Genomic DNA, 12,752 nt, shown 5'->3' with positions numbered 1-12,752 from the left:
GGGGGCGTGCCGCGAGCCGGTTTTTGGAGAAAGATCGATGAAAGTTCGAGCTTCCGTAAAGAAAATGTGCCGTAACTGCAAGATCATTCGTCGTAATGGCGCTGTCCGCGTCATCTGCAGCGAACCACGGCACAAACAACGCCAGGGTTAATTCCCCTGGGTTGTATTAAGCGGTGCCAGCATACCCCTTGCCTTAGGGCGCTAAAAGGGGTATGCTGTTGCGCCTTTTGTAGATGAATAAACGAGCAAGCCGCTCAAATTTCGGAGTAAGCTGATGGCCCGTATTGCAGGCGTCAATATCCCGGACAACAAGCATGCGGCGATCTCGCTGACCTATATCTTCGGGATTGGCCGTACCCGTGCTGAGCACATCTGTGCAGCAGCCGGTATTGCCATGAATGCCAAGATCCAGGACCTGTCTTCTGAAGAAGTCGACACCCTGCGTTCTGAAGTTGGCAAGTACACCGTAGAAGGCGACCTTCGTCGTGATGTCACGCTTAATATTAAGCGTCTCATGGACTTAGGCTGCTACCGTGGTCTGCGTCATCGTCGTAGTCTTCCGCTGCGTGGTCAGCGGACTAAGACTAACGCGCGCACCCGTAAGGGCCCGCGTAAGCCGATCCGCAAATAACACGCACGTTCTGGCGTAAAGACAGGAATAGACATCAACATGGCTAACCCGCGTAGTAACCGTAAAAAGGTTAAAAAGCAGGTAGTGGATGCGATTGCGCATATCCATGCCTCTTTTAACAACACGATCGTGACGATCACAGACCGCCAGGGCAACGCTCTTTCTTGGGCGACTGCCGGTGGTTCGGGTTTTCGTGGTTCTCGCAAGAGCACCCCGTTCGCTGCTCAAGTGGCAAGCGAACGTGCAGCAACTGCTGCAGCCGAGTATGGTGTGAAGAACGTAGACGTACTGGTTAAAGGTCCAGGACCCGGTCGTGAATCCGCCGTGCGCGCACTGAATGCCGCCGGCTTCCGCGTGCAAAGCATCGTAGACGCGACGCCCATTCCCCATAATGGCTGCCGTCCGCCGAAGAAACGCCGCGTTTAAGGAGACAGATTCATGGCTCGTTATATTGGACCGAAGTGCAAACTGTCTCGTCGTGAAGGCACCGACCTCTTTTTGAAGAGTGGTGTGACTCCCTTCGAGAAAAAGTGTAAATCCGAGCAAATCCCGGGTGTACACGGCCAGCGTCGTCAACGTCTTTCAGACTACGGCTTGCAGCTTCGCGAGAAGCAAAAAGTACGTCGCATGTATGGCGTACTCGAAAAACAGTTCCGTAACTACTACAAAGAAGCCGCTCGCCTGAAAGGCGCGACTGGTGAAGTATTGTTGCAGTTGCTCGAATCCCGACTGGATAACGTCGTCTACCGCATGGGCTTCGGCTCGACTCGCTCTGAAGCGCGTCAGCTGGTCAGCCACAAGGCGATTTCCGTGAACGGCCGCACCGTTAACGTAGCTTCTTATCAAGTGAAGCCGGGTGACGTTGTTTCCATTCGCGAAAAGGCGAAAAACCAAGCACGTATTCAAAGCGCGTTGTCCATTGCGGCCAACCGTGGCGATATCGCTTGGATCGAAATCGACGCCAAGAAGATGGAAGGCACTTTCAAGGCTCTGCCTGAACGCGGTGACCTGTCTGCCGACATCAACGAAAACCTGATCGTCGAGCTGTACTCCAAGTAAGCAGTTTTCTGTTTCTTGTCTATCTGGTGCGGGTGTAACGCCCGCGCCAGGTCGTACCGAGTACCAAGTATCCGTTTGGCAGCCTGAAAGGTGTTCATATGCAGCGTTCAGTGACAGAGTTTCTACGTCCTCGCGACATCAAGGTCGAAGAAATCAGCGCACATCACGCCAAAATCGTGCTCGAACCGTTCGAGCGTGGCTTTGGTCACACCCTGGGGAATGCACTGCGTCGCATTCTGCTTTCGTCTATGCCCGGCTGTGCCGTGGTAGAGGCTGAAATTGCTGGCGTCGAGCATGAATACAGTGCGCTCGAAGGGGTGCAGGAAGATGTCATTGAAATCCTCCTGAACTTGAAAGATGTTGCGATCAAGATGCACAGCCGCGATGAGGCGGTGCTCACGCTGAACAAGCAGGGCCCAGCCGTCGTCACCGCTGGCGACATTGCGCTTGATCATAGCGTCGAAATCGTCAACCCGGACCACATCATTGCTCATGTCAATGAAGGTGCCGAGCTGAAAATTCAGCTTAAGGTAGCGCTGGGTCGTGGCTACGAACCGGCTGACGCGCGTGGCTCTGATGAAGAGACGCGTGCCATTGGCCGCCTGCAGCTGGATGCCACCTTCAGCCCTGTCCGCCGTGTTTCCTACTCGGTTGAAGCCGCTCGCGTAGAGCAGCGCACCGACCTCGATAAGTTAATTATCGATCTGGAAACCGACGGTACCCTGGATCCGGAAGAGGCTATCCGTCGCAGTGCGACCATCCTGCAAGAGCAGCTGGCCGCCTTCGTCGACCTGGAAGCTGATAAAGAACAGGAAGTCGAAGAGGAAGAGGATCATGTTGATCCAATTCTATTGCGCCCCGTAGACGATCTTGAGTTGACCGTTCGCAGCGCGAACTGCCTAAAAGCCGAGAATATTTATTACATCGGTGATCTTATCCAGCGCACAGAAGTTGAGCTGTTGAAGACACCGAATCTCGGTAAGAAATCTTTGAATGAAATCAAAGACGTATTGGCGGCTCGCGGCTTGTCCCTTGGCATGCGGTTGGAAAATTGGCCACCGGCAAGCCTGAAGGACGACAAAGCCTCCGCGTGAGCGTCGACTTGAGTCCCAGTTTGGTAAGGAATTACAACCATGCGTCATCGTAAGAGTGGTCGTCATCTGAATCGCACCAGCTCGCATCGTCAGGCCATGTTCAAGAACATGTCTGTCTCGCTGGTCGAGCATGAAGTCATTAAGACAACCCTGCCTAAAGCCAAGGAGCTGCGTCGCGTTATCGAGCCGCTGATCACCTTGTCTAAGCAGGATAGCGTTGCAAACCGTCGTTTGGCATTTGCCCGCACGCGCTCTAAAGAAGCCGTCGGCAAACTGTTCAACGAACTAGGTCCGCGTTATGCCGAGCGTCCGGGCGGTTACGTCCGTATTCTTAAGTGCGGTTTCCGCACCGGCGACAACGCGCCTATGGCGTTCGTTGAGCTAGTTGATCGTCCGGTTGTTGAAGAAGCTGCTGCAGAAGAGTAATCCTCTGCGCTAGGTTTCTTTAGAAGCAATCGAAAACCGACCCCTCAGTGGGTCGGTTTTTTTATGGCATATATTTATCTTCTTTTGATACGCATGTAACTTCTCTTTTTCTAAGCCTAACTCCGTATATACTCAACTTATTATTAAAAGTACCTAGCATGGCCGTGCAGCGCAGGGAAAGCCTTGCGTTGCACCTTGAGTATGGCATGGTAGTTAGGCCATGGATCAGTCACAGTACGTTGATAACAAGCAAGGGGCAGGTATGTATGCGAGGGTAAAACAGATCGCCGTTGGCGGTGCATCAACGGTATGGTCACTGAGTATGGTGTTGCTGCTTATGCTGGCAATAGTCTCCAGTGCTCACGCCGACAATCCACGCTATGCAGGCATTGTGGTGGATTTGGATAATGGTGAAGTCCTCTACGCTGAAAATATTGACGATCAGCGTTATCCTGCCTCGCTGACCAAAATGATGACCCTGTATTTGACCTTTGAAGCGCTGGAAGCGGGCACGCTGCGTTTAGACCAGCCCTTGCCGGTTTCCCGTTTTGCAGCAGCAAAGCCAGCCGTAAAGCTCTGGCTTGCTGCAGGTAGTTCTATCCCCGTCGATACGGCCATACGTGCGCTAGCGGTTCGCTCGGCTAATGATGTTGCCGCGGTGGTTGCCGAAGCACTGGGCGGTAGCGAAGCGCGTTTTGCACAGATGATGACCACCAAGGCGCGCGAGCTCGGCATGCACGCGACCACCTTCCGCAATGCCTCTGGCTTGCCTGATGACGGCCAAGTAACCACCGCACGGGATATGTTGACGCTCTCAGTACGCGTAATGCAGGATTTTCCGCAGTACTACCACTATTTCGGTCTCCAGGAATTTACCTATCGCGGTACACGGCATACCAGCCACAACCGTCTGGTGCGTGATTATCCTGGCGCTGATGGGCTGAAAACCGGATTTATTAGAGCGTCTGGTTTTAATGTGGCGACCACCGCAGTTCGAGGTGATCGGCGATTAGTGGCAGTGGTGATGGGCGGTTTTTCATCTCAGTCGCGTGATACCCATATGGCCAATTTGCTAGACCGCAGCTTCTTGCGAGCTTCACTACGTGATCAGCGTAGCTGGGTGGCCGACACCGCCTTTTCACAAGAGTTTATGGCTTTTGCCCCTCCCGCCCAGCCGGTTTCCCCACCCACGCCTGAACCGCGTCAGCCGCTGTTGGCCGTCGTGGAAACGACCACGCTTTCGCCCTCCGCTGACACTGCCGCTTCAGCGCCCGTCGTGGATCTTGAAGAACAGTTGGCCGATATAACCAGCGTTCAGCGCCCCACGCCTGAAAGCGAGATGCCCCAGGCCGACCCATTGCAGGCCTTTATTGAGCGCGAACGTCAGCTTGCTTCCGTCAATGAAATAGGCGGCGGTTGGGGAGTTCAGGTAGGCGCCTTTAGCCAGGAGGCTCAGGCACGGCAATTGGCGCAGCAGGCGGCTCAGCGTATTGCACAAAATTTAGGTGGCCGTGTGGCCATTGACACTTTAGAGGGTCAGAACCCGGTTTACCGCGCCCGCTTAATGGCGTTGGATGAGCAGCGCGCCCGCCAAGCGTGTCGCGAACTGCACTCCCAGGGGATGGACTGTATGGTCGTTAACGCCAGCTTGTAAGCTAGCTAAGCTGGCGTTGTTTCAAGCGCTGATTCAGGTGCGTATCACCCCGCCACTCGCTATTGGGCGGGGTTTTTGCTTTTAAGCCATTGACGATTACCGGCTAACAACAACTAAGGGGATAGCGGTGACAACCTCACTGAAGGGCATACTCTGCATGTGTATGGGCGTTCTTTTTCTTGCCCTGGGGGACGCCGTTTCCAAATGGTTAGGCGAGACACACTCGCCGCTGCAGATTATTTTCTTCCGCGCTTTAGTCTCCTTGCCGATGATTGCGTTGCTTGCCCATTTTGCCGGTGGTTTACGTAAGCTACGCACGAAGCGTCCAGGTATTCATTTTCTGCGTGGGTTAATCTATACCGCCACCATGGTTTGTTTTGTATGGGGCTTAACGCTGTTACCACTTGCAGAAGCCACGGCAATCGCTTTTGTGGCACCACTATTCGTAACGTTACTCTCGGTGCCACTACTGGGAGAGCGAATCGATCCACCGGTGCTCATCGCTTCATTAGTGGGCTTTGCAGGGGTGCTGATCGTGGTTCGTCCTAACGGCGATGCATTTCAAATGGGCGCTTTGGTACTCGTGGCGGCCGCGCTTTTTTATGCCTTGATGATGATCACCGCACGGCGCTACGGCGCTCGTGAACACCTATGGGCAATGCTGTTTTACATGACGTTTGTGCCATTAATAGTGACCGGTTTAACGTTGCCATGGGTATGGCAAGCTCCTCAGCCGTGGCACTGGGTCGGATTTTTTGCTTCAGGCGTACTCGGCGTTGCGGCAACGGCCTTTATTACCCTGGCCTTTCGTTATGCGCCTGCCGCCATTGCCGCACCGTTTGATTACACGGCGATGCTTTGGGCAGTGCTGCTTGGCTGGTGGTTTTGGGGGGAAATGCCCGACCTCTGGGTCTGGGTGGGCAGCGCCTTGATTATGGGCAGCGGATTAGCGGTCGCGTATCACGACCGCCGCACTACTTTGAAACGCCGACCTACTGCTTAACAGAGCGCTTAAGCGAACTGGTAAACGTCCATCGCCAGTACGCCGTGTTCCACGCTGTGGTGTAACTGGGTGGCGTTACCACCAGCGCCCATCGCAACTAGCAAAGGTTGAAAATGCTCGGGCGTGGGGTGATTCTTCCGCCCGCTAGGGGCGTTCTCCCAATTTAGCAACGCCTCACGGTCATTGGCGACCAGGTGATCGTGTACCCAGTGCGCAAACTCATCTACCCAGCCGGGCATCGGGCTATCTTGCGCCATCAGCTCATATAAATTATGGGTCAGGCTGCCCGAGCCGATCACCAAAATGCCCTCGTCCCGCAGTACCGACAGCCGTTCCCCAAGTGCCGCCAGCTCCGCATTGCTCCAGCGCACCGGCAGCGATAAAGAAACGACGGGTATATCCGCGTCAGGAAACATTAACGAGAGCGGCACCCAAACGCCATGGTCGAAACCGCGCTCTATCGGTTTGGCGCCCAACAACACGGCCAGCCGTTCCGCCAGTTCAGGGTCGCCAGGCGCGGCATAGTGCAAATCAAAAAGCGCCTGCGGAAAACCGCCAAAATCGTGAATCGTCTTTGGTTTGGCGCTGCTACTGACCAGTAGCTCGCTGCTCTCCCAGTGGGCCGACACCACTACCACCGCTTTAGGCGAGAGCTGACTGCCAAGTTCACGCAGAAACGTATGGGCAGATGTTTTATTCAGTGCCAGCATGGGTGAACCATGGGAAATAAATAGGCTAGGTAACATGGGTAGATCTCCACGGCAGTACCGGCGCTTACGGTGTAGCAAGCGCCGGTGATGAGGTTAGGCAAAGCGACGGCTTAATACCCAGCGACCACTTCCCAGGCCCGCTTGAGTAATGAGGGCCAGCGTCCAGAACACCGGAAATTCCCAACCGCCACCCGCATTCGAGAACATCCAGCCGTTACCCAAATGCACCCAGGCGGCGCCCAGCAGTACCGGCACCAGGGCTAGGCTTACCCAGCGGGTGTACACGCCGAGCAGAAGGGCGATCCCACCACCTACTTCAGCCGCAATGGTTAGGTACGCCACAAACCCTGGTAAGCCGAGTGACTCAAAATAGCTGACCGTACCCGGTACGGTAAATACCAACACTTTGAGCAAACCATGAGCGAGGGCCATAACGCCCAGGCTGATGCGCAGAAGTGAAATAGCATAAGGCTGTAGCGAAGGAGTAGCCGTAAGTGATGATTGAGTCGTCATGTGAGGAGCTTCCATCTGGGTGATTGATGGAGCTACTTTACTGCCAAGCCAGTGTGAGATAATCAACGCGTTATGCACATCACTGTTGCGTAATAGGCGACAATCCAATCGCCTGTTCCCATATAGGGGGATCTCCCCACGCCTCGGTAAGCAGATCGATAAAGCATTCCACCTTGGCGGGCAGATAGCGCCGGGCAGGGTAGAGTGCGTGAACGTCGAGTCTTACCGCAGGCTCGTTGGTTAAAATCGGCACTAAACGCCCGCTGGCTATACTCTCCGTGACCAGAAAGCTGGGCTGTTGAGCGATGCCTAAGCCCGCTTCTGCGGCCTGGGTCAGCACATCACCATTATTACTCTCCAATGGGCCACTGACCGCTAATGACTGCGTTGCAATCTGCCAGTCAGCGCTCTGCTGACCACTGCGATAGCGCAGGCAACGGTGCTCAGCAAGGGCGTTAACGCTCCGGGGTTCGCCGTGGCTGGCAAGATAGGCTGGCGATGCACAAAACAGCAAACGGCAGCGAGTCAGGCGGCGTGCCACCAGGCTGGAGTCCGGCAGGCTGCCGATACGGATCGCCACGTCATAACCCTCTTCCAGTAGATCAACGCGACGGTCATTAAGGTCCAGGCGCACGTCAAGCGCCGGGTGGGCAAGCATAAATTGGGTAACGAGTGGCGCTAAGTAGCGGGTACCAAAACTCATGGGCCCGTTGACGCGTAAACGGCCGCGCACGTCACTGGTGCCTTGGCCAACTTCAGTAGCGGCTTCATCGAGCGCTTGCAGTACCTCCTGGGCACGCATTAAATAACGCTCGCCTGCCTCCGTGAGATGGAGACGACGCGTTGTGCGCTGTATCAGGCGCGCCCCAAGAGTCTCCTCCAGTGCCATGACCTGACGCGACACGCGGGTACGCGAAATATCGAGCGCTTCAGCGGCCCGGGTATAGCTACCCAGCTCGGCGACTCGCACAAAAGCCACGATATGCTCTAGTTGGTTCATAGCGGCGCAGTTGCCTGAAAAGCGCGTGCCGCTTTGAAAGGATCGTGTTGGCCACAGATCGCAGAAATCACGGCAATACCGTTCGCTCCCGCCCGCTGCACGCTAATGGCATGCTCAGCTTTCAACCCGCCAATCGCCACGCTGGGCAGTGGGCAGGCCTTGACCAGCGAGGCTAAGCCACCAAAGCCAATCGGCTGGGCGTGGTCCTGTTTACTGCCGGTCGCAAACACGGGTCCAATACCCACGTAATCGAGTAACGCGATAGGTGCCGCTTGGAGCTGAGCGAAGGTATTGATCGACAGACCAATAATCGCCTGCTCACCTAGCACTTGGCGGGCTTCCTCAATAGCGGCATCGCTCTGACCGACATGCAGGCCATCTGCCTGGCTCTCTAGCGCTACCTGTAACCGGTCATTAATGATCAATGGCACCCCGCTACCTGCCAGCAGTGCTTTTAGCCGCTTGGCTTGAGCAGTCATCTGTTCATCGCTGGCATACTTATCACGTAGCTGCACGATGGTCACACCACCTCTTACCGCTGCTTCAACCGTCTGCTCTAGGCCATAGCCGTCGCAAAGCGCAGCGTCGGTTACCAAATAAAGCGATAGATTAAACGGCATGGCGTGGCTCCAACTGGGTATGAGCAGTGAGATCGTCTGGGGTCAGTTGATAAAGTGCATCCAGCAGAGCGACCTGAAAACTGCCTGGGCCCAGCGCCGTTTTACCCGCCCGCTCGCCAGCAACGGCAAAGCAGCCGAGAGCAGCGGCGGTGGCTTCCAGCGGGGCTTCACGGTTGGCCGCTACAAAGGCGGTGACCAGCGCGCTTAAGCCGCAGCCTAGCGTTGTAACCCGGGGCATCAAGGGGTGGCCACCGTGAATACGGTAGTGCTGTGTGCCATTCGTCACCCAGTCGCTTTCACCGGTCATCGCGACAATGCAGCCATGTTGTTGCGCCAGCGCTATCGCTGCGTCGATGGCTTGGCCGGAGGCGGCGGTCGAATCCACGCCGCGGCCTTGGCTGGCTAACCCATTGAGCGCCAGGATTTCAGAGGCATTGCCGCGAATCACGCTAGGCTTTAACGCGAGTAACCGCGTGCACAGCGATTGACGATAGTGGGTCGCGCCAACGGCGACAGGGTCTAACACCCAGGGAATCGAGTGCTGGCCAGCGGTAGCCGCTGCGGTCAGCATGGCCTCTGCCCAGTGGGCAGAGATAGTGCCAATGTTGATCGACAGCCCTGTTGAAATAGCGGTGAACTCAGCCACTTCCTCTGGCGCATGCAGCATGGCGGGTGACGCGCCAGTGGCTAGCAGCAGGTTGGCCGTGCTGTTCATGGCGACATAATTGGTCATGCAATGGACTAGCGGTGTCGCTGTGCGTAGCGTCGCAAGATAATCGCCAAGCGGAGGTAGGGTCATAGCATCCTCCCGGCGGGGAGGTGGTAAGCAGTACCACGACTCCCTACGCCGGTGTTATCCGGTTCAGGTTCAAAGGGTTCTTCTCAGCTCGCCAATAACGGCGAGCGCCCCTGCCGAACGATTACTATCCTTGGCTGCGTTGGCCCTGTAAAGCCCAGGGTGAGGGAGATGGGTGGAAATATGGCGCCTTAGCCCCCATGTTAAGCGGTATAAGCCGTTAACGAACCACATCAGCGACAGGAGAGCGTGATGAGTTTTCAAGGTGAGCAGCATTCTGGTGTTGTCGATACGCCGCCCCAAACCCAAGGATTCCGTTTAAACCACACCATGCTGCGGGTGAAAGACCCCGAGCGGGCGCTGGCGTTCTACTCCAAGGTGTTTGGCATGCAGGTGCTGCGGCGGCTGGATTTCGAAGAGATGCAATTCTCGCTCTACTTTTTAGCCAACCTAGAGCCAAGCGATAACGTGCCGGAAGAGACTGAAGCGCGTACTGTCTGGACCTTTAGCCAAAAAGGGCTATTAGAGTTGACCCACAACTGGGGCACCGAAAACCAGGAAGATTTCGCCTACCACGATGGCAACGCCGAGCCCCAGGGCTTTGGTCACATCTGCTTTAACGTGCCGGACTTAGCCACGGCTCAGGCGAGCACGACGTTACCTTCGTCAAGCGCGCCGACCAGGGCAAGATGCAAGATGTTATCTTCGTTAAAGACCCGGATGGTTATTGGATCGAAGTGGTCCAAGCGAACTTGATGGTGGGGAAGAGCGATACATGAGGCCTATCAATGGCTAAACTACTGTTCCGGCTGCGCCATGTGACCGACGAAGAAGCCATGGAAGTGCGCGACCTGCTCGCTGCCCATGGCTTTGATACCTATGAAACCCAGGCGGGCTTTTTCCGCCTAGGGGTCGATGCGATTTGGCTGCGTAACCCACATCAGCATGAGGCGGCCATCGCCGCGTTAGACGCCTATCAGGCGGAGCGCCTTGAGCGCGCTCAGCGTGAGCATCAAGCAGCGGTAGAGCGGGGCGAGGCAGAAACCTTGTGGCGCCGTTTGGCCGCACACCCGCTGCAGGTGGTGCTGGTTCTGTTAGCGGTGGGACTGATTGCAGCCCTGACGCTATTGCCATTTCTGGGCCTGTCTCGAACCTGAGTTTAAACTTTGGCCTAAGCGGGCGGCAGATGACCCCGTTTGAGGTACATCATCACGTCATCATCACCGGCGGTGAGTTCAGGAGCTGCGCCGCTGGGGTAGCGACACCAGGTGCCCGCCGTGTAGCTCTGCTCGCTATCGCTCAGACTGCCTTCCAGAATCAAAAGCTCCAGACCGCCCAGCAGAGTCGGGTAGGCAATCGAGGTGCCCGCCGACCAGCGCTCCAGGCTGGTGCGCTCCTGCTTATAGGTGTGCAGCATCTTGTAGGCAATGCGCGGGCGTCGGTCTGGCTGCCAGGGCAATCGGTGAGCCGGTACCGCCAGTTGTAGCGTATCGTTAGGGTCAAACTGATGCAGTTTGACAAAAATCAGCGCCCCTTCTTCCCCAATCTGCGGCGTATGGCCGGTGCCAATGGGGTTTCTCAAGTAACTGCCCGCCGCATAGCGGCCATGCTCATCGGCGAACACGCCTTCCAGCACCAGAATTTCTTCGCCGCCGCCGTGGGTATGGCGCTCAAACTGCGTATTGGGCGCGTAGCGAACTAGGCTGGTCGCGCGGGCAACTTCATCACCAATCCGGTCAAACATCATGCGCTCGACCCCGGCACTGGGGGAATCGACCCACTGATACGCTTCCGGGGTAACACAGGCAAAGTGGCTAAAATCGGCGTTTAGACGCATGGGAAAGACTCTTCGCAGTGAAGGTAAGTGACGGGGGAGGGTGCTAGTCTCCTTATCGACAGCGAAAAATGCAACTTTCGATGTATTTCACGCGCCATTTAGATATAAAAATGCCGCCCGAAGGCGGCAACGCTTAATACTGATTAAGAAAAAGTAACAATAGTCTCACTAAGGGGCGTCGGTGAGCGCGGTAAGGAGGTGGTGTGCAGCTTCGATGCGCGCCTGATTGGGATAGTTGCGGTTTGCCAGCATGACAATACCGATCTGCTCACTAGGCACAAAAGCCACATAGCCGCCAAAGCCGTTGGTTGAGCCGGTCTTGTTGTAGAGCGCCTCTTGCCTAGGGGCTAGCGGCGGGGCTAAGCGGTTGGCGGGAGTGGGCTGCAAAATCATCTCAAGCGAGTTACCTGCCAGCAACTGATCGAGCGCTACTGGGTAGGCATAGCTTTCCCAGCCCAGTCCTTGGGTCATGTTACCCACACCAAAGTAACCCGTGCGCGTTGCTGCCAAGGCTTGGCTTAGTGATTCATCAAGTTCAGCCAACCCCATATGCGCTTCCACAAATGTCAACACATCGGCGGCTGTGGATTTCAAACCGTAAGCTTGGGCATCCAACATGCCGGGGTTCACTCTAATCGGCTTATCCTCTTTAGAGTAACCGTAGGCGTAGTGTGCCTGCTGTGCTTCTGGTACCTGAAAATAGCTGTGCTCAAGCCCCAGCGGGGCGAACAGCGCTTTTTCCATCAGCATCTCGAACGGTTTACCAAGGCGTTGGGCAGTTAAATAGCCCATCAGGCCTATGCTCGGATTGGAGTAGAGCCGATGGCTGCCGGGGGGAGATTCAGGCTGCCACTGGCGATAGTAGTCGAGCATTTGCTCTTCGTTTTGTACCGCATCGGGGAACTGCAGCGGAAGCTCACCTGCCGTATAGGTGCCCAGTTCCAGCAGCGTGATCTCATCGAAGGCACTGCCTTCAAGGGCGGGCAGGTACTGGCTGGCCGGGTCGGAAAGCGAAAGCGCACCGCTGGACTGGGCATAGCCCGTTAACGCCGCCGTGAAGATCTTGCTGATCGAGCCAAGTTCGAACAGTGTCTCATCGGTGACCGGAGTACCCGCTTCTTGGTCGGCTTCTCCATAATTAAAGTAATGCTGTTGGCCACCGATACTCACAGCGACCGTCATGCCTGGAATACGGTGCTCCGCCATCAAAGGCGCAATAGTGTCGTTTACCAGCGCCTCGATGTCTGCGTTTTCAGTCGCATCAGATGCCCAGGCAAAGCTGCCGATGACAAGAGAACCCGTCATGATAAGCCCGGAGTTTGCTGCTAACATCTTACCCATACCAGTATCCTGTTTGATTAGCATTGAGTGAAAGCTGGGTGGTCTCACCCGCCGTAAAGAGCGTGACA

16 protein-coding genes, 1 pseudogene and 1 riboswitch are annotated in these 12,752 nt (G+C 55.9%); of the genes and pseudogenes, 10 read left to right on the top strand and 7 right to left on the bottom strand.

The window, feature by feature from the left end:
- Positions 1-37 precede the first annotated feature (37 nt).
- The 8 genes from rpmJ (at position 38) to KO116_RS20545 (ending at position 5,867) form a co-directional block, all read left to right on the top strand.
- On the top strand, positions 38-151 hold the full coding sequence (rpmJ, locus tag KO116_RS24830) for a 50S ribosomal protein L36 (RefSeq protein ID WP_008959154.1): 114 nt from the start codon (positions 38-40) through the stop codon (positions 149-151).
- 123 nt (positions 152-274) lie between these two features.
- Positions 275-631, top strand: coding sequence for a 30S ribosomal protein S13 (gene rpsM, locus KO116_RS20575; RefSeq protein WP_007111986.1), 357 nt, complete (start codon positions 275-277; stop codon positions 629-631).
- A 39-nt stretch (positions 632-670) separates the two neighbouring features.
- Positions 671-1,057, top strand: a complete 387-nt coding sequence (gene rpsK, locus KO116_RS20570; protein WP_007111985.1) for a 30S ribosomal protein S11 — start codon at positions 671-673, stop codon at positions 1,055-1,057.
- Positions 1,058-1,069: 12 nt separating this feature from the next.
- Positions 1,070-1,690, top strand: a complete 621-nt coding sequence (rpsD, locus tag KO116_RS20565; protein ID WP_008959152.1) for a 30S ribosomal protein S4 — start codon at positions 1,070-1,072, stop codon at positions 1,688-1,690.
- A 98-nt stretch (positions 1,691-1,788) separates the two neighbouring features.
- On the top strand, positions 1,789-2,784 hold the full coding sequence (locus KO116_RS20560) for a DNA-directed RNA polymerase subunit alpha (RefSeq protein WP_008959151.1): 996 nt from the start codon (positions 1,789-1,791) through the stop codon (positions 2,782-2,784).
- Positions 2,785-2,823: 39 nt separating this feature from the next.
- The gene (gene rplQ / locus KO116_RS20555; protein WP_008959150.1) at positions 2,824-3,210 is read left to right on the top strand and encodes a 50S ribosomal protein L17; all 387 of its coding nucleotides are present in this window, start codon (positions 2,824-2,826) and stop codon (positions 3,208-3,210) included.
- 322 nt (positions 3,211-3,532) lie between these two features.
- Positions 3,533-4,864 carry a D-alanyl-D-alanine carboxypeptidase family protein gene (locus tag KO116_RS20550; protein ID WP_035564141.1) on the top strand — a complete coding sequence of 444 codons (1,332 nt, stop codon included), beginning with the start codon at positions 3,533-3,535 and terminating at the stop codon, positions 4,862-4,864.
- Positions 4,865-4,991: 127 nt separating this feature from the next.
- Positions 4,992-5,867 (top strand): DMT family transporter, encoded by an 876-nt coding sequence (locus KO116_RS20545; RefSeq protein WP_035564064.1) that lies wholly within the window; start codon positions 4,992-4,994, stop codon positions 5,865-5,867.
- An 8-nt stretch (positions 5,868-5,875) separates the two neighbouring features.
- On the opposite strand, the gene KO116_RS20540 is transcribed toward KO116_RS20545, so the two are convergent.
- The 5 genes from KO116_RS20540 to thiM all read right to left on the bottom strand — a co-directional run bounded on the left by KO116_RS20540 (position 5,876) and on the right by thiM (position 9,509).
- Positions 5,876-6,613 (bottom strand): DODA-type extradiol aromatic ring-opening family dioxygenase, encoded by a 738-nt coding sequence (locus tag KO116_RS20540; RefSeq protein ID WP_035564068.1) that lies wholly within the window; start codon positions 6,611-6,613, stop codon positions 5,876-5,878.
- 57 nt (positions 6,614-6,670) lie between these two features.
- Positions 6,671-7,090, bottom strand: coding sequence for a DoxX family protein (locus KO116_RS20535; protein WP_035564071.1), 420 nt, complete (start codon positions 7,088-7,090; stop codon positions 6,671-6,673).
- Positions 7,091-7,169: 79 nt separating this feature from the next.
- Positions 7,170-8,090: a LysR family transcriptional regulator gene (locus tag KO116_RS20530; protein WP_035564074.1), complete on the bottom strand. Its 921-nt coding sequence runs from the start codon at positions 8,088-8,090 to the stop codon at positions 7,170-7,172.
- The gene (thiE, locus tag KO116_RS20525; protein WP_035564077.1) at positions 8,087-8,710 is read right to left on the bottom strand and encodes a thiamine phosphate synthase; all 624 of its coding nucleotides are present in this window, start codon (positions 8,708-8,710) and stop codon (positions 8,087-8,089) included. Before thiE ends, KO116_RS20530 begins: the two co-directional genes overlap by 4 nt.
- A complete protein-coding gene (thiM, locus tag KO116_RS20520; protein ID WP_035564079.1) occupies positions 8,700-9,509 on the bottom strand; it encodes a hydroxyethylthiazole kinase in 810 nt (269 codons plus the stop codon). Before thiM ends, thiE begins: the two co-directional genes overlap by 11 nt.
- A 23-nt stretch (positions 9,510-9,532) precedes the next feature.
- Positions 9,533-9,631: riboswitch (TPP riboswitch) on the bottom strand.
- Positions 9,632-9,758: 127 nt separating this feature from the next.
- On the opposite strand from thiM, the pseudogene gloA reads away from it, so the two are divergent.
- Both gloA and KO116_RS20510 read left to right on the top strand, forming a co-directional pair.
- Positions 9,759-10,285, top strand: a pseudogene (gene gloA / locus KO116_RS20515) (lactoylglutathione lyase).
- Positions 10,286-10,294: 9 nt separating this feature from the next.
- Positions 10,295-10,663: a DUF6164 family protein gene (locus KO116_RS20510; RefSeq protein WP_035564082.1), complete on the top strand. Its 369-nt coding sequence runs from the start codon at positions 10,295-10,297 to the stop codon at positions 10,661-10,663.
- 14 nt (positions 10,664-10,677) lie between these two features.
- Here the strand turns inward: KO116_RS20510 and KO116_RS20505 are convergent, their stop codons facing one another.
- A complete protein-coding gene (locus KO116_RS20505) occupies positions 10,678-11,343 on the bottom strand; it encodes a cupin domain-containing protein (protein WP_035564085.1) in 666 nt (221 codons plus the stop codon).
- Between the two features lie 168 nt (positions 11,344-11,511).
- Positions 11,512-12,675 (bottom strand): class C beta-lactamase, encoded by a 1,164-nt coding sequence (gene ampC / locus KO116_RS20500; RefSeq protein ID WP_442905828.1) that lies wholly within the window; start codon positions 12,673-12,675, stop codon positions 11,512-11,514.
- Between the last annotated feature and the right edge of the window lie 77 nt (positions 12,676-12,752).

This window comes from Halomonas sp. KO116, from assembly GCF_000734975.2.
Lineage (GTDB): Bacteria > Pseudomonadota > Gammaproteobacteria > Pseudomonadales > Halomonadaceae > Vreelandella > Vreelandella glaciei.
Note: the sequence above shows the minus strand (reverse complement) of the source record. Positions and strands in the feature narration are given on the sequence as shown.

Bases quoted from the DNA above. Each gene is read 5' to 3' on its own strand.
- rpmJ (WP_008959154.1), top strand. From the start codon at position 38: ATGAAAGTTCGAGCTTCCGTAAAGAAAATGTGCCGTAACTGCAAGATC.
- rpsM (WP_007111986.1), top strand. From the start codon at position 275: ATGGCCCGTATTGCAGGCGTCAATATCCCGGACAACAAGCATGCGGCG.
- rpsK (WP_007111985.1), top strand. From the start codon at position 671: ATGGCTAACCCGCGTAGTAACCGTAAAAAGGTTAAAAAGCAGGTAGTG.
- rpsD (WP_008959152.1), top strand. From the start codon at position 1,070: ATGGCTCGTTATATTGGACCGAAGTGCAAACTGTCTCGTCGTGAAGGC.
- KO116_RS20560 (WP_008959151.1), top strand. From the start codon at position 1,789: ATGCAGCGTTCAGTGACAGAGTTTCTACGTCCTCGCGACATCAAGGTC.
- rplQ (WP_008959150.1), top strand. From the start codon at position 2,824: ATGCGTCATCGTAAGAGTGGTCGTCATCTGAATCGCACCAGCTCGCAT.
- KO116_RS20550 (WP_035564141.1), top strand. From the start codon at position 3,533: ATGGTGTTGCTGCTTATGCTGGCAATAGTCTCCAGTGCTCACGCCGAC.
- KO116_RS20540 (WP_035564068.1), bottom strand. From the start codon at position 6,613: ATGTTACCTAGCCTATTTATTTCCCATGGTTCACCCATGCTGGCACTG.
- KO116_RS20535 (WP_035564071.1), bottom strand. From the start codon at position 7,090: ATGACGACTCAATCATCACTTACGGCTACTCCTTCGCTACAGCCTTAT.
- KO116_RS20530 (WP_035564074.1), bottom strand. From the start codon at position 8,090: ATGAACCAACTAGAGCATATCGTGGCTTTTGTGCGAGTCGCCGAGCTG.
- thiE (WP_035564077.1), bottom strand. From the start codon at position 8,710: ATGCCGTTTAATCTATCGCTTTATTTGGTAACCGACGCTGCGCTTTGC.
- thiM (WP_035564079.1), bottom strand. From the start codon at position 9,509: ATGACCCTACCTCCGCTTGGCGATTATCTTGCGACGCTACGCACAGCG.
- KO116_RS20510 (WP_035564082.1), top strand. From the start codon at position 10,295: ATGGCTAAACTACTGTTCCGGCTGCGCCATGTGACCGACGAAGAAGCC.
- KO116_RS20505 (WP_035564085.1), bottom strand. From the start codon at position 11,343: ATGCGTCTAAACGCCGATTTTAGCCACTTTGCCTGTGTTACCCCGGAA.
- ampC (WP_442905828.1), bottom strand. From the start codon at position 12,675: ATGTTAGCAGCAAACTCCGGGCTTATCATGACGGGTTCTCTTGTCATC.